Here is an 18,689-nt window from a genome sequence, read left to right as displayed (position 1 = left end):
ACGCGACCCGGGGAGGCGGTCAGGGGACCTTCTTCAGCATCTCGATGCCGACTTTGCCCTCAGCGATTTCGCGCAAGGCAGTAACGCCGGGCTTGTTCTTGCTTTCGATCTTGGGGGCGTGTCCCTGGCTCAGCATGCGGGCGCGGTAGGTGGCAGCAAGCACCAACTGGAACCGATTGGGGATCTGCAGCAGGCAGTCTTCAACGGTGATACGGGCCATGGGGAACCTCCGGGGGAACTAGGTGATATTGAGCGACTTGAAGGTGTCGGCGCGGGCGCGGCGCTGGGCCGCGAACTTGAGGCGCTGGGCATGGACCACGGCTTTGAGGTCAAAAAGCGCACGCTCGAACAACTCGTTGATTATAACGTAGTCGAATTTTCGGGCTTCGGCCATCTCGGCGGCAGCGTTCTTCAGGCGCAGTTCGATGACATCGGGCGCGTCTTCGCCACGGCGCTCCAGCCGGGCACGCAGTTCTTCCCAACTGGGCGGCAGGATGAAGATGAGCACGGCGTTGGCGAAGGTCTGCTTGATCTGCACGGCGCCCTGGAAGTCGATCTCCAGGATGACATCGGCACCCATGGCCACGCGTTCTTCAATGGCCTTCTTGGAAGTGCCGTAGCGCTCGCCATGGACATGTGCCCATTCGACGAAGGCGTTGCTGCTGACCATGGAGTCGAACTCCTGGTGCGATGCGAAGAAGTACTCGCGACCGTGCTTTTCCTGGCCACGCGGTGCGCGCGTGGTGTGGGAGACGGAGAGCTGCACCTGGGAGTCGAGCTCCATCAGGGCTTTGACGAGGCTTGATTTGCCTGCGCCGCTGGGGGCAGCGACGACGAAGAGATTTCCGGGATAGTCCATGCGAGACAGTGAGGCGGTGAGGGGATTCCCGGCGGGCGGGATCGCTCGATATTTTGCACCGGAAGCGCGAGCGGCACTCCAAGTTGTTGATTTTTATAGATAAGCAGCCAGCAGCGTGGGTCAGTCCCGCGAGGCTTCGTCCTCCCCCGGCACCTGTGCCTGGAACATCCGTGTGAAATCGCAGCATTCCTGCGCCAGCATCACAATGGAAGAAGTCAGCGCGCTGCGATGCTCGCCCTTGTGCATCGCCACGTAGTGCACGGGCGGCAAGGCAGGCGTTACGTCGATCACCGCGAGCATGCCCGCTGCCACCAGCGGCTCCAGGCACTGGCGCGGCAGGTAGCTCACGCCCAGGCCGGACACCGTGAGCCCGGTGAGGGCCACCAGGTTGCTCACCACGATCACGTCGGCCGGCTGCACGCCTTGCTCCTTCATCCATGTGTCGTAGGCGCGGCCGGTGCCCGAGTTGTTGCCTTGCACCAGCATGCGCTGCCGAGCGAGCTCGTGTAGCCGCATGGTGCCGGTGGTGGCTACTACGCCGGGCTTGCACATCCACACGCTGCGGACCTTGCCGATGAGCTTGTGCTGCATGCGTGAGTCGGCAAAGGTGTCGGGCACGATGACCAGGTCTAGTTCGTCGGCCAGAAGCTTGTCGCGCAGCTTCAGGCTGTCGTCCACGTCGGGCTCGAGAATTACCTTGGGGTAGTGCTGGCGGATCAGCCCGACCAGGCGCGGCAGCCAGGTCATGGCGGTGAGTTCGGTCACGCCGATGCGGATGCGCCGTTCCACCACGCCGGGCTTGCCGAACTGCTCGACCGCCGCGTCGCGTTGCGCCAGCAGCTTCTGCGCGAGTACGAACATCTCCTCGCCCTTCTCGGTGAGCCGTGCGGCGCGCTGGCTGCGGTCGAACAACTCGGTGTCAAACAACTGCTCCAGCTCGTGCACCCGCTTGGAAATGGCGGACTGCGAGGTGTTGAGCTGGTTGGCCGCCTGCGCGAAGCCGCCGAGCCGTGCGATCCAGTACAGGGCTTCGAGTTGCTTGAAGGTCATTGCGGTGCGCGGTTTTGGTGGAGTCCAACTAAAAAACGCTTTTATTCATGTGATTCGATCACAAAAAATCGCTTTTAGAAATTAATGGCGAAGCCGAAGATCACTAAACGCCACCGTCATCGACTCTTCAAGGAACCCGACCATGGATTTCAGGACACTGCCCCTCGCACTTGGCCTCACCATCGCTTTCGCCTGCGGCGCCGCCAGCGCCCAGGAGGGCGGCACGCTGCAGAAGATCAAGGAGAACGGAGCGATCCTGATCGGCGCGCGCGACAGCCAGATCCCGTTCTCGTACAAGCTCAGCGCTGACGGCGTACCCATCGGCTTCACCAATGACATCTGCCTGAAGATCGTCGACGCGGTGAAGGCCAAGCTGGGCCTGGCCAAGCTCGAGGTGCGCTACACCATGCTCAACTCGACCAACCGTATCCCGCTGCTGCAAAACGGCACCGTCGACCTCGACTGCGCGACCACCACCAACACCACGCAGCGCCAGACGCAGGTGGACTTTGCGCCCAGCCATTTCGTGACCAACATCACGGCTGCCGTGCGCAAGAACTCGGGCATCAATTCGTTCGCGGACCTCAACGGCAAGAACGTGGCCACCGTCTCGGGCAGCACCTCGCTCCAACTGCTGCGCGGCGCGCGCAAGAACGGCACCATCGAAGTGAACGAGATCGCTGGCAAGGACACCTCCGACGGCTTCCTGCTGCTGTCCACCGGCCGCGCCGATGCCTATGTGCTCGACGATGTGCAGCTCGCCGGCATGATCGCCAGCTCGCCCAACCCCGGCGACTACAAGATCCTGAAGGAGTCGCTGCGCCAGGAGCCCTACGGGATCATGCTGCGCAAGGACGACCCGCAGTTCAAGGCGCTGGTGGACGAGACCGTTACCGGCCTCATGAAGTCGGGGGCCATCGAGCAGCTGTATGCCAAGTGGTTCATGTCGCCGATCCCGCCGAAGAACGCGAACCTCGACTTCCCGATGTCGGACGCGGTGCGCGAGATCTACAAGAACCCCAACAACAAGGGCGTCTGAGCGATGGCTTCCCAGCATTCGCAATACCCCCAAGGTGCAGCTTTCTCCGATACGCTGATGCGCGAGGTGAAAGCGCGCTTCCTGCAGGTCGACCATGACCACCACGGCCGCGAGCGCCTGTACTTCGACAACGCCGGCGGCTCGTTCCGCCTCAAGGCTGCAGCCGAGCGCTTCGCGCAGATCGACGCCATTCCAGACAACGCCGAGCGCATCCACGCCACGGCGGTCGAGCTGCAGAACATCCAGGCCAAGGGCAGCGACGACCTGCGCATCATCCTGAATGCACAGGGCGGCAGCGTGTACGCCTCGCTCACCGCCTCGGGCGCCATGTTCGACATGGTGCGCGCGGTGGCCGAGAACGTGCCGGGCACGAACATGGTCACCACGGTGCTCGAGCACCCTTCGGCCTTCGACGCGATGAGCCTCTATGCCCAGCGCCTCGGCCGCGAGCTGCGCGTGGCGCAGAGCAACCCCGTCACCGGCGGCGTTGATGTGGACGAGATCGTGCGGCTGGTCGACAAGGACACTTGCCTGCTCAACGTGATCTACGCGTCGAACATCTCCGGCGCCAAGCTCGACATGGCCGAGATCGTGCGCCGTGCGCGCGAGATCAAGCCCGACCTGTACATCCTGGTGGACGCTGTGCAGCATGCGCCGCACGGCCTTATCGACCTGCAGAAGACGCCGGTGGATGGCGTCAACATTGCGCCCTACAAGTTCTTCGGCTGCCGGGGCTCTGGGCTGTCGTGGGTGTCTGACCGCGCGGCCGTGCTGCCGCACCACAAGCTGGCCGCCAAGAAGCCCGACTACTGGGACCTGGGCAGCTCGGCGCCGTGGCAGTTCGCGGTGCTTACTGAGATCGTCGATTACGTGTGCTGGCTGGGTGGCCATTTCACCGATGCCACCGAGCGCCGTGCATTGTTCGTTGAGGGCATCACGCGCATCGAGCTGCACGAGCGCGCACTGCTGGCGGTGCTGCTGGACGGCAACGAGCGCGCCACCGGCATGCGCGAGCTGAAGGGCGTCAACGTCTTTCTTGACCACGAAGATTTGACGAAGCGCGACCTGATCCTGGGTATCGGCTTCGACCACATCGACTGCACGCAGGCGGTGGTGGAGTACGGCAAGCGCGGCGTGACCGTCTACGAGCGCGTGGCGACCAGCATCTATTCGAAGCGCATGCTCGAATCCTTCGGGCTGGCGGGCACTGTGCGGGTGTCGCCGCTGCATTGCAACTCCATCGCGGATATCGAGAAGTTCCTGCGGATCACGTGCGAGATCGCTGCCGACATCTGAGCGTCATCAGCCGGCATATCGGTCGGTGATCTTTTGGGGCGGCCCGGCGCCACCCCGAAAAACCTCACTCGATGTTCTGCACCTGCTCGCGCATCTGCTCGATCAGCACCTTCATATCGACCGAGATGCGGGTGAGCTCAAGTGCTGCGGACTTGGAGCCTAGGGTGTTGGCTTCGCGGTGCAGTTCCTGAATCAGGAAATCCAGCCGCTTGCCGGCTTCGCCGCCCTTGCTCAGCAGGCGGTCGATTTCGTCCAGGTGCGAGTCCAGGCGGGTGATTTCCTCGGCCACGTCGATGCGGATGGCGAAGGCGGTGGCCTCTGACAGAGCCCGGTCCTGCGCGGCTTCGGGTAGGGTGGCACCTTCGGCCAGGGCCATGGCCTCACGCCAGCGTTCCATGAAGCGCTGGCGTTGCTGCTCGACCAGTTGCGGCACCAGGGGCGTGGCCAGCTTGGCGAGGGCGCGCAGTTGTGACACACGGTCGTGCAGCATGCTGGCCAGGCGCTCGCCCTCGCGCTGGCGCGCGGCCAGCAAGTCGGCAATGGCGCGGTCGGCCAGCGGCAGCAGGGCTTCACTCCAGTCGCCTTCGGGGGCTTGCTCGGCAGCGCCCAGGCGCAGTGCGTCGGCCACCGACAGCGGGGCGGCGCTGGGCAGCCAGGCGCGTACCGTGTCCTGCAGCGAGTTGAGGCGCTGCAGCAGCCGCACCGACGGCTCGGGCAGGCTGCCGCTGTCCTGCTCCAGGGCGACGCGGATTTCGACCTTGCCGCGCTTGAGGCGGGCGGTCAGCCGCTCGCGCAGGGCTGGCTCGCACTGGCGCAACTCGTCCGGCAGGCGGAAGGCAAGGTCGAGAAAGCGGCTGTTGACCGCGCGGATTTCCAGCCCGAGGCGGCGCGTCGGGGTGTTGCGGCCAGCGGCTTCGGCCTCGCCGGCAGGCGCACCGTGCTGCACGCTGGCGTAACCGGTCATGCTGTAAACTGGCATGTGATTCATTGATCGTTGGAAGACTCCCGAGAATACCCTGGGGATTGCCCGCGTCCGCGAAGCGCCCCTGCCGCCTTTGCATCTTCTTCCTGGCCTTCCCGCATGACCAAGACCAAACCGGCGCCGTTGCCGCCCGATTCGGTGATCGGCGGATACCGCGTGGTTCGCCGCCTGTCGGCGGGCGGTTTTGGCATCGTCTACCTCGCGCGCGACGGCGAAGGCCAGCAGGTGGCCATCAAGGAATACCTGCCTGCCTCCCTCGCCACTCGCGGCGCGGACGACCTGCTGCCCAAGGTGCCTGCCGAGAAGCTGTCTCTCTACCGACTGGGCCTGAAGAGCTTTTTTGAAGAGGGGCGGGCCCTGGCGCAGATATCGCACCCCTCGGTGGTGAGCGTGCTCAATTTCTTCCGCGAGAACGAAACCGTCTACATGGTGATGAACTACCTGGAAGGCGACACGCTGCAGGATTTCGTCATCACGGCGCGCGAGCAGAAGGCCGCCAAGGTGTTTCGTGAGTCCACCATCCGCTCGTTGTTCGACGAGGTGCTGCGCGGCCTGCGCATCGTGCACCAGCACAAGATGCTGCACCTGGACATCAAGCCTGCCAACATCTTCATCACCGACGACAACCGGGCCATGCTGATCGACTTTGGCGCGGCGCGCGAGGTGCTCAGCAAGGACAACCATTTTGTGCGCCCCATGTACACGCCGGGCTTTGCCGCGCCCGAGATGTACAAGCGTGATGCCGCGCTTGGCCCCTGGACCGACATCTACGCGGTCGGCGCCTGCATCTATGCCTGCATGCAGGGCTATCCGCCCAACGACGTGCCGCAGCGCCAGGACAAGGACCGCCTGGCGATGGCCCTGTCGCGGCTGCGCGGCGTTTATTCCGACCACCTGATCGAGATGGTGCAGTGGTGCATGTCGCTCGATCCTATGGCGCGGCCGCAGTCGGTGTTCGCGTTGCAGAAGGAGCTGGGCCGCCCGGTGGAGCGGCGCTACACGCGCTTGTCGGTGGGCGAACGCATGCGCTTGCAGCTGGATGCGCTGGTGTCTGATGGCCGCAAGCCGGCCCCGGCGCGCAAGGCCATGCGTGGCAGTGGTTTTGAGGCGCCAGTGCAATGAAATTCTCCGTTTTCCAGGTCAGCCGCAAGGGCGGCCGCGAGCTCAATGAAGACCGCATGGGCTACTGCTACACCCGGCAGGCCGGCCTGTTCGTGCTGGCCGACGGCATGGGCGGGCACCCCGAGGGCGAGGTGGCCGCGCAGCTGGCGCTGCAGACGGTGTCTGCCTTGTTTCAGCGCTATGCCAAGCCGGGGCTGGCGGATGTGTCCGGCTTTCTGAACGAGGCGGTTTTGGCGGCGCACCAGCAATTGCTGCGTTATGCATCGTCCAAGGGCTTGCTGGATTCGCCGCGCACCACGCTGGTGGTGGCCGTGTTGCAGGACGGGCAGGCGACCTGGGCGCATTGCGGTGATTCGCGCCTGTACCTGGTGCGCAATGGCAGCCTGGTGACCCGCACGCGCGACCACTCGTACACCGAGCGCCGCGAGATCACCTCGTTTCGCCCGCCGCAGTCCAACCGCAACGTGCTGTTCACCTGCCTGGGCTCGCCCACGCGGCCTTTGTTCGACGTGGCGGCGCCCATGCCGCTGCAGAGCGGCGACCGCATCCTGCTGTGCTCCGATGGGCTGTGGGACATGCTGAGCGACACCGAGATCGCCAGCGTGGTCGGCGCCCACCCGGTGGCCTCGGCCGTACCCGAGCTGGTGGAGCGCGCTCTGCGCAACGCCGGGCCAAGCAGCGACAATGTCACCGCCGTGGCGCTCGAGTGGGAAGCCCCTGACTTCGAGCCCACGCGTGGCATATCCACCGACACCATCGGTGACGGGGTCTTTGCCTCGACCATCCAGGCCGGCGTGCCCGACGGCTCGGCCGATGACCTGGACGACGCCGCCATCGAGCGCTCCATTGCCGAGATCAACGAGGCCATCCGGCGCTCGGCGGCGCGGCGGCGCTGATTCTTTCCTCTTTCCTTTCCGGACCACCATGAGCGATCCCACTGGCAGCACGGCTGCCGCTTCTTCCTATGTGCGCAGCGGTCGCGCTGCCGACGCCCTGCGCCCCGTGCGCATCACGCGCGGCTACACCATCCATGCCGAAGGCTCGGTGCTGATCGAGTTTGGCAATACCCGTGTGCTGTGCACCGCCTCGGTCGAAGAAAAGGTGCCGCCGCACAAGCGCGGCTCGGGCGAGGGCTGGGTCACGGCCGAGTACGGCATGCTGCCGCGCTCCACCCACACCCGCAGCGACCGCGAGGCCGCACGCGGCAAGCAAAGCGGCCGCACGCAAGAGATCCAGCGCCTGATCGGCCGCTCGCTGCGCGCCGTGTTCGACCTGAAGGCGCTGGGCGAGCGCACCATCCACCTCGACTGCGACGTGTTGCAGGCCGACGGCGGCACGCGTACTGCGGCCATCACCGGCGCCTTTGTCGCGGCGCAGGATGCGGTGAACAAGCTCATGGCGCAGAGCAAGCTCTCGGCTTCGCCGATCCGCGAGCACGTGGCGGCGATCTCGGTCGGCATCGTCGATGGCGTGCCTTTGCTGGATCTGGAATACATCGAAGACTCTGGCTGCGACACCGACATGAACGTCGTCATGACCGGCGCCGGCCACTACATAGAAGTGCAGGGCACCGCCGAAGGCGCGGCCTTTACCCGCGCCGAGATGGACCGCCTGCTGGCGCTGGCCGAGAAGGGCATTGCCGAGCTGGTGCTGCTGCAGCGGCAGGCACTATCTAATTAATAGCTAATAGCCCAGGCTGCGCCTGGGCTAGAGCCACTTTTTACTATGAAAATCGTACTCGCATCCAACAACCGGGGGAAACTGGCAGAACTGCAAGCCATGTTCGCGCCGCTGGGCGTGGAGCTGCTGCGCCAGGGCGACCTGGACATTCCCGAGGCAGATGAGCCGCATCGCACCTTCGTCGAGAACGCGCTGGCCAAGGCGCGCCATGCGGCGCATGTCAGCGGCCTGCCCGCCATCGCCGACGACGCTGGTTTGTGCGTCGAGGCCTTTGGTGGCCTGCCGGGCGTGGATACCGCCTACTACGCCATGCAGTTCGGCTACCCCAAGAGCGACCAGAACAACGTGCGCGCCTTGCTGGAGCAAATGGCCGGCGTGGATGACCGCCGCGCCGCCATGGTCAGCACCCTGGTGGGCGTGCGCCGCGTGGACGACCCCGAACCCCTGATCGCGGCCGGCCGCGTTGCCGGCGAGATCACGCGCGAGCCGATCGGCGACGGCGGTTTCGGTTTTGATCCCGTGATGTTCGTGCCGGCCTTTGGCAAGACCTTTGCCCAACTGCCGGCCGAAGTGAAGAACGCCAACAGCCATCGCGGCATTGCCGCCAAACAGATGCTTGCGCTGGTGCGTGAGCGCTGGATGAAATGAGCTCACCCCCAGTCTTCGCGCACTTCGTGTCGCTGCGCCAACCCCCTTGCAGGGGGCAACACCAGCGGCCCGGCAAAGCCGGTTCCGCGGTGTTTTTGGTGTGTGATCTGCCTATCAGGGAGCAGTGGACGTGACGATCCCCATCACGCCGGCAGCCGCGCCCGCAGCCGGCAGCCTGCCGGACCCGCAGCACTACATGCGCCCCGGCACGCTGCAGCTGGGCGCGCTGCCGCCGCTGTCGCTTTACGTGCACCTGCCCTGGTGCCTCAAGAAGTGCCCGTACTGCGACTTCAACTCGCACGAGCTGCGCGAGGGCGGCCATGCCGTGCCCGAGCAACGCTATGTCGACGCCTTGGTGGCCGACCTGGAGGCCTCGCTGCCGCTGATCTGGGGCCGCACGGTGCAGAGCGTGTTCTTTGGCGGCGGCACGCCCAGCCTGTTCTCGCCCGAGGCCATCGAGCGCCTGATTGGCGCCATCCGCGCGCGGGTACGGCTTGCCGCTGATGCCGAGATCACGCTCGAAGCCAACCCCGGCACCTTCGAGCGCGACCGCTTTCGCGCCTTTCGTTCGGCGGGCGTCACGCGCCTGTCGGTGGGCGTGCAGAGCTTCAACGATGCGCACCTGCAGGCCCTGGGCCGCGTGCACGACCGCGCCCAGGCGCTGGCTGCGGTGGAAGAGGCGGCGGCATCGTTCGACACCTTCAACCTCGACCTGATGTATGCGCTGCCGGGCCAGAGCATGGCCCAGCTCGAAGACGACGTGGCCACCGCGCTGGCGCTGGGGCCGCCGCACATCTCGATCTACCACCTCACCATCGAGCCCAACACCTACTTCGCCAAGTTCCCGCCAGTCGTGCCCGAGGACGACACCGCCTACGCCATGCTCGACTGCGTCACCGAGATGACCACGGCGGCGGGCCTGGCGCGCTACGAGATATCCGCCTACGCCAAGCCCGGCCACGGCTGCTTCCACAACCTCAACTACTGGCAGTTTGGCGACTACCTGGGCATTGGCGCAGGCGCGCACGGCAAGCTCAGCTTTGCCCACCGGGTGGTGCGCCAAGTGCGCGTGCGCGAGCCGGCGCTCTACATGGAGCGCGCACTGGCCGGCAACGCCATCGCGCAGGAAAACGAAGTCAAGCGTGCCGAGCTGCCGTTCGAATTCATGCTCAACGCCCTGCGCCTGCGCGAAGGTTTCCTGCTGCAGGACTTTGCCGACCGCACCGGCCTGTCGCTGGCCGCCATCGGCCCAGCCCTGGCCGAAGCCGAGCGCCGTGGCCTGCTGCAGCGCGACTTCCAACGCGCGCAACCGACCGAAAAGGGTTTTGATTTCCTCAGCGACCTGCAGTCGCTGTTCCTGCCCGATTGAGGCCTCGCGGGGCCGTTAGAATCGCGGCTCCCTCTTCCGGAAGCGTGGCAGAGCGGTTGAATGCACCAGTCTTGAAAACTGGCGATGTTTAACGACATCCGTGAGTTCGAATCTCACCGCTTCCGCCGGAAACCCTGTATCCATGCGGGTTTGCAGGCAGGGTGGGCAAGGCGCCCTGCGCGTTTTATTTTTGTGCTTGGCAGAGTTTCTTGCTCCGCCTCGAGCACGGTGCAGCCCACATGCCCGGCAGCAAGGCGGCATTGCTCGGCCCCTGCAAGCCTCCAGCAGTCGACTACTCTCAGTCGTACTTGCAGAGGCGACCCACGCATGCACCTCCTGCCGGGCGGGCACCCGATCTCAATCCGGACGAACTGGTGTGGAGTCGTGCCAGCGTACTGAAATTCACGGAATTCCGTTATTTCCAAGCAGCATGGGCGGTACGAAGATCAAGCGATTGAAGCTTACGGTGCCGAGCTGCCAATGCACGATCTTCCTGACATCATTCTTTTTGCGCTGCCGGCTTTCGCCCTGTTGATCGGGGTCGAGATCGCCTATTCGTTCAAGGTGCGCAGCCAGCTCTACGCATCGCAAGACGCGTGGGCCAATGTGGTGATGGGCCTCGGAAACCTGGTTGTCGCGTTGCTCAGCGCCAGCGCGATGTTGTTCTTTCTGAGCTGGCTCTATCAATATCGTTTCTTCTCGATTCCCACTGCCGTGTGGTGGGCGTGGGCACTGTGCTTCCTGGCTGATGACTTCAGCTACTACTGGTTCCATCGGTTCAGTCACGAGGTGCGCTGGTTCTGGGCTTCGCATTCAGTGCATCACTCTTCGGAGAGGTACAACCTCTCGGTGGCTTTGCGTCAGACTTGGACCGGCACCATCAGCGGTACTTTCCTGTTCTGGGCGTGGATGCCACTGATTGGTTTTCATCCGAAGATGATCCTCTTCATGCAGTCCGCCAGCCTCATGTACCAGTTCTGGATCCACACGCAGGCCGTGAAACGGATGCCCGGCTGGTTCGAGGCGATCTTCAATACGCCGTCGCAACATCGAGTGCACCACGGCAGCAATTTCGAGTATCTCGACAAGAACTACGCAGGCACTCTGTCGATATGGGACCGCATGTTCGGAACGTTCACCCCGGAATCGGTGACCCCCCACTTCGGACTGACGAAGAACATCGAGACTTTCAATCCTGTGCGCATTGCCTTTCACGAATGGTGGGGCATTGCGAAGGATCTGAAGAAGGCACGCAGCGTGTCGGACGTTTTCAACTATCTCTTCCAGCCTCCCGGGTGGAGTCCGGACGGTAGCTCCCAGACGACCCGGCAGGCGCGCAAAGCCGCGCAATGAAAAGGGCGTGCGCATCGCGAAAGCGGTAAGCAGCGGCACGCGGGGCGCAGGCGCGGAGCCGCTTGTTTAGCCCACGATGCGTGTGATGCCCGGAAAGGGTCATCCCAGCAGGCCGCTGGTGCGTGCGCTGTGTACCGCGGCTGATCGGGAATGCACGGCGAGCTTGCGATAGATGTTCTTGGCGTGGCATTCGATGGTGTTGATAGAGACGAACAACAGCGTTGCAATCTCGGGGTTGCTGCAGCCTTGGGCGATGAGCTTCAGGACGGCTGTCTCGCGCTCGCTCAGACTGGGCTGCGGCGTGTCCGATCTGCCTTTGGGGTTGGATGCAGATTTCGTCCAAATGGCCGCGGGTATGTGGATCGGCGCCTCGGGTGTCGGCGGCGTTAGGGGCATGCTGATCATCGCGAGAATGCGCCGTGCAATGATCGGATCAATCGGGGCGCCGCCGCGTTGCAGGCTGGCGAGTGACAGTTCGATCTCGGTGTCGTCGCCATACTTCTGGAGATAGCCAACGGCGCCTGCACGAATCGCATGCAGGACCGTCGCGTCGTCTCCTTGGCCCGAGATGATCACCGTCTCCGTTTGCGGCGCGCGGCATTGCAGCCATTCGAGCAGTTCGATGCCGTTCCCATCGGGCAGACCGATGTCGACCAAGGCAAGCTGGAAGGTGCAGGATTCGAGCAGGGTCATCGCCTGCGCCAGGGAAGCCACTTCGGTGCACACAGCCTCAGGTCGTATGCGTTTCACGATACGGCGTATTCGCATGCGTGCCAACGGATCGTCGTCGAGGATCAATATTCGTTGCATGGTTACATCGGCAGAGGGTGGCATGGCAATTCGAAACGAAAGCACCTCTCAGAGAGGGCTGCTTATAACGTGAGCAAGTGAGGGCTTTTGCACAGCGGGCGCGTCCTTTCGCGTGGCTGCTTGGCGGCCACTTCGGAGCGGCCGCAGGGGCGCACTGCCGTGCTGCTGTCTTCTTGGCCTGTTTTACGTGTATCCGCGGTCGCTGGGAATACCCGAAATTAGGTAGGCGCCCCGAAGACTGTGGCGCTCAAGGTCCTTGCCCTTGGGCATCGCCTCACACGACACCTTTGCCCGGGTGTTTCGCCTGCTTTGCGGGCCATGGGAGGCGCGAACTGCTCCGCTACCAATTTGACCGCTTTACAAGCGCAAAGAACTAAGACCCTGAAAGGGATGGTCCTGAAGGCCTCATGGCGGCGCCGCTTCCTGCGGGGCGGATGCATCGAGCAGGGCCCCGAACATGGCCTGCAGGGTTTGCGGTGACCGGATGCGGCTGTCGCTGCTCCAGCAGGCGCCGATACGCGGCGGCACGCTTACCTCGAGCAGCGGTTCGCCCTGCGCGCCGGGCGCCCGGACCTCGATGAGTGCCTGCGCGTCGCTGATCTGCTGGGCAGCAAGGCGCTGCCTTTCTGTGGCCAGTTCATCGCGGCGGCGCAGAAGCATCCGCGATGCGGCCGGTGGTCTTCAATAGTTCGTCCTGTCCCTCGAAGTCGTAGCGCACGTTGATGCGGGGCACTTGCAGCGCAGAGAGTCGATCCCGTGGCGCCGGGAAGTCGCTGGCCCCGAACACATGGGCCCCGGCGCGGAAGTCCTCTGCGAAGTTCACGATGCCATTTGCACCCGGATAGCCTTGCAGCGTCTCCAACTCGTTCTCGAAGAGGACGCACCGTGGTGCGCGTACAGGCCGTCACGCAGACGCAGGCGGTGACCACGCGCGCACAGCCGCGCCGCGGCGAGACGGCCTGGGCGCCCATGCCTTCGTTCTGGGGCAGGCATGGGTTCCATGCTCGGCGGTGGCCCCGCCGAAGGTGAGATTGCGCCGCCGGTGTTCGAGCGTGCGCAGCTTTGTATCGAAGCTGTGGCCCACGACTACGCGCCCGCGCACTACCGCTACCGCTTCGGCGGCGAGGGCTGCAGCGTCGACTTGGAGCGATTGCGCAGAGCTGCCGCCGCAGCCGGTAATTCCCCGCACCACGGCGGCGGGCGCAGCGGCGCGCAGGGCGCCGCGTTGCGACAGATGGGCGAAGGGAAGGCTCGTCAACGTCATGACCGGGTGAGGCCCGCAGAGCGAACGGCCTGTTCAGTGGAAGAGAGAACGGCCGACACTGCAGCGACAAAATCGGGCAGGCGGGTGATGCTGGTCGAGTCGCCAGCGCGCCAATTCAGCACAAAGCAGAAGTTCACCGGAACACGGTCGACCAGCATCTGGCCCGGCACGGCGATGCAGTGAAAGTCACGCCAGTCAATGCTCCCACCCTTGCCGTAGGCCTCCAGCCCCTCGGGCACTACGGAGGACATGGCGTCGGCCATGGACGAGATGCGTTTGAACTCCGTGCGCGACTTTGCCTGCGTGAAGTAGCGCCCGGAGAGCGCATTGCCATACCAGCGCACCATGTCCTCGGCGGTGCTCAGCATGGACTGCTGCGCATTGATCACGTCGTCACGCTCGGTGTAGCCCATGCTGTCGCCGCGCGCCAGCCGCTGCATGCCCGACCAGCCGAGATCGGTGCCCGCGGGCGCACCGGCCAGGTACGAGAACAGTCGGCGCGTGGAGTCTGGAATTTGCGTGTTCGAGAGCCCGGCCTGCGCGATCAGCGCGCGCACGCGATCCGGCCCCACGCGTGCAAGGGCCAGGTCGGTGGCCGTGTTGTCGCTGTGAGAAATCATGGCCTCCAGCACGTTGCGCCAGGCCGTCGTGCCGCTGAGATCGCCCAACACGGCGCTTCCCGGCGAGCGGTACTCGTCGTCGATGGTGCAGGCGGCGCTCTCGGAGATGTTGTCGCGCAACTGCTCCGCATCGCGCAGGAACTGGGCGAGGATGAAGGTCTTGACCGCGCTGCCGACGAAGATCTGCTTGCCCGGCTGGTGCCCGGCGGACCATCCGCCGAGCGGGGCATCAACCTGCACCAGCGCACTCGTGGTGTCCGGCTGCAGCTTTGCAAAATCGCGTATCGCGGCGTCGACCGACGGCGGTGCGGCGCCGGCCGCGTGGCCCATGCCGCAGGCCCCGAGCGCCGGGATCGCCATGGCGCCGGCCATGCCGTGCAGGAGTTGCCTGCGGTGCTTGTCTATGGAGGGCATCTGTTTCTTTCTTCCTTGGTTGGTCATCAGCTCATCACCATGACTTTGCTTTGACTGGGGGCCAGCACCGCGCCCATCGCGTTGCCCTTGTTCTGCTTGGTCGGGTCGGACAGCCGCACGGCGAACTGGCCTTCGAACTTGACCTCGGTGCTGCCCTGCACGAACTCGACCATGATCTGCCCCCACACCACGCCGCCCGCAGCCCCGCCCTGGTCGCCGTTGGTCATCGGTATCTTCGAGGTCTTGGTCAGTGCCGGCATGCCCGACACCAGCACCTTGGCGGTGGTGCCGGCGCCCATCGGCGGCATGCCGATGTTGGGAAAGGGCGTGGGTCTCGATGAACCAGATGTAGAACGGTTCGCTCGCCGGCTTACCGGTGTGAAAGGCACCAGGCTGCACCAGCACCGGAGCGATGTCGCAATGGCCTGTCTGGCCATGCCCGTCGCAGCAAGCCGCGCCGGAGCCGACCACCCCCAGCTCGGGCGCGAGTTCGAACTCGATGGGCCCGAAGCCGTGAGTGGCGGGCTCGCCATGGCGGGCGGTGGACGACAGCCTGTCGCCGGGCCCGTGCTGCCACCGGGGGCCGGTGCGGCGGGAAATGAAAGCAACGGGCGCTGGGCAAATGCCTCGGGTGTCACGCTGTGGCGGGCGGTGCTCATTGGGCTCGGTTCCCCTGCGTTTGCAACATATTCCTGCGCGTGTGACGCGGCTTGCACGCGCTAGGAAATGTCACAAATTGCCGGCGTTGGGGGAATCGCGGAATTCCGTGATTTCGTTGCGGCTAGACGGGCGCCAGGTGCCAATGCAGTCGCCATGGCCTTCGAGGATGGCACCTGCTCCAGGAGCAGGCCGGGCGCATCCGATCTGTCAGTGCATTGAAACTTTAGGTGTTTTAGGCCTCTAGCCCAATATCTGCCTGGACTATTTGCTCTACTTTTGATAGTAAATCGAGCATTGCAAGCCCACTCCTACAGGCGGCTGCGCAGCTTGCCTATGGGGGCGGGGAGCTCTGCGGTCCACAACTGCGCTCAGCGGGCGCTGTCGCCCGCATGCCAGGAGTTCCCCCATGACACAGCCCACCACCGCCTTCACCCTGACGCCGGCCCATACCGCCGCACTGCGCTCGCTAGACCTGGCGCTGGCAGAGGGCGAGCCGACCCAGCACTTGCGCCTGGCGCCCGAACTGATCGACCACGGGGTGGTCGATCGCGACGAGCACGGCCAATTGGAAATCACAGTGAAAGGGCGGCGCCTGCTGCGTGAGCATTGATCGGCGGGCGTACCGCAGCCGCCAGCGCGGCGGCGACGGCCGCCTTGGGCGAGTCGCGCAGCCAGGCCAGCCCGACCGGCGGCAGGCGCCATGGCAGCGCTTGTGGCATGGCCTGGGCGGCACCCGTGGCGACCACGGCATCGGCCACATCGCGCGGTAGCACGGTGATGCCGCGTGGCATTTGCCGCAGGGCCGACGCGATGGTGCGCGGCGCATAGGCTTCCATCAAAGGCACGGGCACGGTGCGGCCTGCAGCGGCGAACAGCGCATCGATCATCTGCCGCACCGGTGTGTCGGGCGGCGGCAAGATCCAGTCCATTTCGGATAGCTGCGTGACGTTCAGCGATGACTGCTGCGCCAGCAGGGTTGCACTGGGCTGCGCAACGACCAAGCAGGCCTGCTGGTGGTAAAGCAGCTCTTGCACCATGTCGTCGTCGGTGCTGTCGTGCGAGAAGCGGCAGATCGCGCAGTCCAGCGTGCGGTTGCGCAGGCCCATGACCAGGTTGTGGGTGGTGTCCTCATGTGCCAGCAGGGCCAGCCGTGGCTGCAGCGCAAAAAGGTGTTGCCAGGTGGCGTCCAGCGTGGGTGTCGACACATAGGGGATCAGGCCGATGCGCAGCCGCCCCTGGTGGCCCGCACCCACGGCGCGCAACTCTTGCTGCAGCGCTGCGTTGTCGGCCACCGCCAGCCGGGCGCGGGCCAGCACCACGTTGCCTGCGGGCGTGGGCTCCAGGCCGCGCCGGCTGCGGGAGAACAGCGGCGCCATGAAGATGTCCTCGATGTCGGCCAGCGCGCGGGTCACGGTGGGCTGGCTCAGCGACAGCAGCTCGGCCACGCGGGTGATGGAGCGATGCCGGTCCACCGCCAGCAGCAGGGCGTAGTGCCGCATCTTGAGGCGGGTTTCCAGGCGATGGGCCAGTGGGTCGGGCAGGAGAGGCATAGGGATGAATGTTATTTCATGAATACATCTATTCATTAATATGTTAATTGGTCTATTTCATGCTTCTACACTGCGGCGCTTTCCAGTACGCACCACAACACAGCATGAGCAGCTTCACTACCCGCCCTGAAATCGTCGGCACCCATGGGGTGGCCGCGTCCACCCATTGGCTGGCTTCGCAGACCGCCATGGGCGTGCTGGAGCGCGGCGGCAATGCATTTGATGCGGCAGCGGCGGGCGGTTTTGTGCTGCAGGTGGTCGAGCCGCATTTGAATGGCCCCGGTGGCGAGGTACCGATCCTGCTGTGGAGCGAGCGCGAGCGCCGCATGTTGTCGGTCTGCGGCCAGGGGCCGGCCCCGACCGAGGCGTCGGCGGCGGCCTTTCGCCGTCTGGGCCTGGAGCAGGTGCCCGGCATTGGGCTGTTGCCGGCCACCGTGCCTGGCGCCTTTGGTGCGTGGCTGACCATGCTGCGCGACCATGGCACCTGGTCGCTGGCAGATGTGCTGGCGCCGGCCATCGGCTATGCGCGTGACGGCTTTCCGCTGATCCCGCGCGCGGTGCAGGCCATCGTCGCGGTGCAGGATCTGTTTCGGCAGCAATGGGCTTCGTCCGCCGCCGTCTGGCTGCCGGACAACCGGGTGCCGGCGCCGGGCGCCTTGTTCCGCCTGCCGCAATTGGCGGCGACCTATGAGCGCATTGTTGGCACCGCAGAGGCACAGGCAGAGGGCCGCACCGCGGTGATCGATGCCGCGCTGGCCTGCTGGTACCAGGGCTTTGTGGCGCGTGAGATAGACACCTACTACCGCACCGAGCAAGTGCAGGACGGCACGGGCGAGAAGCACGCCGGCCTGCTGCGCTATGACGACATGGCGCGCTGGGCGCCCACGGTCGAGGCCCCGCTGACGCTGGACTTTGGCCGCTACACCCTGGCCAAGTGCGGCTTCTGGAGCCAAGGGCCGGCCTTTCTGCAGCAGATCGGCATGCTGCGCCACGCAGGGCTTGGGCAACACGCGCCGCACAGCGCGGGCTTTGTGCACCGCCTTGCCGAGGCTGCCAAGCTGGCCATGGCCGACCGCCTGGCGTGGTACGGCAGCGCGCCGGGCGCCTCGCGCGAGGCACAGCTGGCGCTGCTGTCTGACGACTACCTGCGGCAGCGCTGGCAGGGCGTGGGCGAGCAGGCCGCACAAGCCTTGCAGCCGGGTGCGCCGGGCGGCCATATGCCGCGCCTGCCCGACCTTGATGTGGCGCGCCGCACCTTGCTCACGGCCGATACTCGCTTTGGCATTGGCGAGCCCACCTTTGCGGCCTTGCCACCCATGGCCGAGTGGCAAGAGCGCGAGATCTTCGTGGGCGACACCTGCCACATCGACGTGATCGACCGCCACGGCAACATGGTGGCGGCCACGCCCTCGGGCGGCTGGCTGTCGTCCAGCCCGGTGATACCGGCGCTGGGCTTCTCGCTCAACACGCGGCTGCAGATGACCTGGCTCGATGACGGCCTGCCCAATAGCGTGACGCCGGGCGTGCCGCCTTGCACCACGCTGTCGCCCTCGCTGGCGCTGCGCGATGGCGAGCCCTACATGGTCTTTGGCACACCGGGCGGCGACCAGCAAGACCAATGGTCGCCCGCCTTCTTCCTGCGCCACGCGCTGCACGGCATGAACCTGCAAGAGGCCATAGACGCGCCGGCCTGGCATGTGGACCACTTTCCCTCCTCGTTCTGGCCGCGCCAGACCACCTTGAACCGCCTGACCGTCGAGTCGCGCCTGGCGCCCGAGGTGATCGATGCGCTGCGCGCCGCAGGCCATGACGTGAAGGTGGGCGATGCCTGGTCCGAGAGCCGCATGTCTGCCTGCAGCCGCGAGCGTGATCGCCAGGGCCGCCTGGTGCTGCGCGCCGCGGCCAACCCGCGCGGCATGCAGGGCTATGCCGTGGGCCGTTAAGCACCGTCCTTGTCCCGCCTTTTGTCTTTT

General features: G+C 65.2%; 20 protein-coding genes and 1 tRNA gene. 11 read left to right on the top strand and 10 right to left on the bottom strand.

Annotation, left to right across the window (positions count from 1 at the left end):
* Positions 1-19: 19 nt before the first annotated feature.
* The 3 genes from rpoZ to AAFF27_20740 all read right to left on the bottom strand — a co-directional run bounded on the left by rpoZ (position 20) and on the right by AAFF27_20740 (position 1,909).
* Positions 20-220, bottom strand: coding sequence for a DNA-directed RNA polymerase subunit omega (rpoZ, locus tag AAFF27_20750; GenBank protein ID XAH22421.1), 201 nt, complete (start codon positions 218-220; stop codon positions 20-22).
* Positions 221-238: 18 nt separating this feature from the next.
* Positions 239-859, bottom strand: coding sequence for a guanylate kinase (gene gmk, locus AAFF27_20745; protein ID XAH22420.1), 621 nt, complete (start codon positions 857-859; stop codon positions 239-241).
* 120 nt (positions 860-979) lie between these two features.
* Positions 980-1,909, bottom strand: coding sequence for a LysR family transcriptional regulator (locus AAFF27_20740; protein XAH22419.1), 930 nt, complete (start codon positions 1,907-1,909; stop codon positions 980-982).
* Between the two features lie 142 nt (positions 1,910-2,051).
* Here AAFF27_20740 and AAFF27_20735 point away from each other — a divergent pair, with 142 nt between their 5' ends.
* Positions 2,052-2,948 (top strand): transporter substrate-binding domain-containing protein, encoded by an 897-nt coding sequence (locus AAFF27_20735; GenBank protein ID XAH22418.1) that lies wholly within the window; start codon positions 2,052-2,054, stop codon positions 2,946-2,948.
* A gap of 3 nt (positions 2,949-2,951) precedes the next feature.
* On the top strand, positions 2,952-4,244 hold the full coding sequence (locus AAFF27_20730) for an aminotransferase class V-fold PLP-dependent enzyme (protein XAH22417.1): 1,293 nt from the start codon (positions 2,952-2,954) through the stop codon (positions 4,242-4,244).
* 64 nt (positions 4,245-4,308) lie between these two features.
* Here AAFF27_20730 and AAFF27_20725 read toward each other — a convergent pair whose 3' ends face one another.
* Positions 4,309-5,223: a YicC/YloC family endoribonuclease gene (locus AAFF27_20725; protein XAH22416.1), complete on the bottom strand. Its 915-nt coding sequence runs from the start codon at positions 5,221-5,223 to the stop codon at positions 4,309-4,311.
* A 102-nt stretch (positions 5,224-5,325) separates the two neighbouring features.
* Between AAFF27_20725 and AAFF27_20720 the strand changes: the two genes are divergently transcribed.
* From AAFF27_20720 to AAFF27_20690, 7 genes are all read left to right on the top strand, one after another.
* Complete coding sequence (locus AAFF27_20720) at positions 5,326-6,348, top strand: serine/threonine-protein kinase (GenBank protein XAH22415.1); 1,023 nt, start codon at positions 5,326-5,328, stop codon at positions 6,346-6,348.
* Entirely contained in the window at positions 6,345-7,244 is a 900-nt protein-coding gene (locus AAFF27_20715) for a PP2C family serine/threonine-protein phosphatase (protein ID XAH22414.1), read from the top strand. The genes AAFF27_20720 and AAFF27_20715 overlap by 4 nt, the downstream gene beginning before the upstream one ends.
* 28 nt (positions 7,245-7,272) lie before the next feature.
* The gene (rph, locus tag AAFF27_20710) at positions 7,273-8,028 is read left to right on the top strand and encodes a ribonuclease PH (GenBank protein ID XAH22413.1); all 756 of its coding nucleotides are present in this window, start codon (positions 7,273-7,275) and stop codon (positions 8,026-8,028) included.
* Positions 8,029-8,073: 45 nt separating this feature from the next.
* A complete protein-coding gene (gene rdgB / locus AAFF27_20705; GenBank protein XAH22412.1) occupies positions 8,074-8,676 on the top strand; it encodes an RdgB/HAM1 family non-canonical purine NTP pyrophosphatase in 603 nt (200 codons plus the stop codon).
* A 196-nt stretch (positions 8,677-8,872) separates the two neighbouring features.
* Complete coding sequence (gene hemW, locus AAFF27_20700; protein ID XAH26280.1) at positions 8,873-10,045, top strand: radical SAM family heme chaperone HemW; 1,173 nt, start codon at positions 8,873-8,875, stop codon at positions 10,043-10,045.
* A 38-nt stretch (positions 10,046-10,083) separates the two neighbouring features.
* Positions 10,084-10,170: transfer RNA gene (locus AAFF27_20695), tRNA-Ser, on the top strand.
* Between the two features lie 355 nt (positions 10,171-10,525).
* Positions 10,526-11,398, top strand: coding sequence for a sterol desaturase family protein (locus AAFF27_20690; protein ID XAH22411.1), 873 nt, complete (start codon positions 10,526-10,528; stop codon positions 11,396-11,398).
* Between the two features lie 99 nt (positions 11,399-11,497).
* Here AAFF27_20690 and AAFF27_20685 read toward each other — a convergent pair whose 3' ends face one another.
* The 5 genes from AAFF27_20685 to AAFF27_20665 all read right to left on the bottom strand — a co-directional run bounded on the left by AAFF27_20685 (position 11,498) and on the right by AAFF27_20665 (position 14,898).
* Positions 11,498-12,196: a response regulator transcription factor gene (locus AAFF27_20685; protein ID XAH22410.1), complete on the bottom strand. Its 699-nt coding sequence runs from the start codon at positions 12,194-12,196 to the stop codon at positions 11,498-11,500.
* A 417-nt stretch (positions 12,197-12,613) separates the two neighbouring features.
* Positions 12,614-12,868: a hypothetical protein gene (locus AAFF27_20680; protein ID XAH22409.1), complete on the bottom strand. Its 255-nt coding sequence runs from the start codon at positions 12,866-12,868 to the stop codon at positions 12,614-12,616.
* Entirely contained in the window at positions 12,846-13,070 is a 225-nt protein-coding gene (locus AAFF27_20675) for a hypothetical protein (protein ID XAH22408.1), read from the bottom strand. Before AAFF27_20675 ends, AAFF27_20680 begins: the two co-directional genes overlap by 23 nt.
* Positions 13,071-13,468: 398 nt before the next feature.
* Positions 13,469-14,506: a serine hydrolase gene (locus tag AAFF27_20670; protein ID XAH22407.1), complete on the bottom strand. Its 1,038-nt coding sequence runs from the start codon at positions 14,504-14,506 to the stop codon at positions 13,469-13,471.
* A gap of 26 nt (positions 14,507-14,532) precedes the next feature.
* Positions 14,533-14,898, bottom strand: coding sequence for a PAAR-like domain-containing protein (locus AAFF27_20665; GenBank protein ID XAH26279.1), 366 nt, complete (start codon positions 14,896-14,898; stop codon positions 14,533-14,535).
* Between the two features lie 674 nt (positions 14,899-15,572).
* Between AAFF27_20665 and AAFF27_20660 the strand changes: the two genes are divergently transcribed.
* Positions 15,573-15,776, top strand: a complete 204-nt coding sequence (locus AAFF27_20660; GenBank protein XAH22406.1) for a hypothetical protein — start codon at positions 15,573-15,575, stop codon at positions 15,774-15,776.
* Here AAFF27_20660 and AAFF27_20655 read toward each other — a convergent pair.
* Entirely contained in the window at positions 15,739-16,716 is a 978-nt protein-coding gene (locus AAFF27_20655; protein ID XAH22405.1) for a LysR family transcriptional regulator, read from the bottom strand. The genes AAFF27_20660 and AAFF27_20655 overlap by 38 nt on opposite strands.
* Positions 16,717-16,820: 104 nt before the next feature.
* Here AAFF27_20655 and AAFF27_20650 point away from each other — a divergent pair, with 104 nt between their 5' ends.
* The gene (locus AAFF27_20650; protein ID XAH22404.1) at positions 16,821-18,659 is read left to right on the top strand and encodes a gamma-glutamyltransferase; all 1,839 of its coding nucleotides are present in this window, start codon (positions 16,821-16,823) and stop codon (positions 18,657-18,659) included.
* Positions 18,660-18,689: the final 30 nt, after the last annotated feature.

This window comes from Xylophilus sp. GW821-FHT01B05, assembly GCA_038961845.1.
In the GTDB taxonomy this organism is placed as follows: domain Bacteria; phylum Pseudomonadota; class Gammaproteobacteria; order Burkholderiales; family Burkholderiaceae_C; genus Xylophilus.
This window is presented reverse-complemented; position numbering and strand designations above follow the sequence as displayed.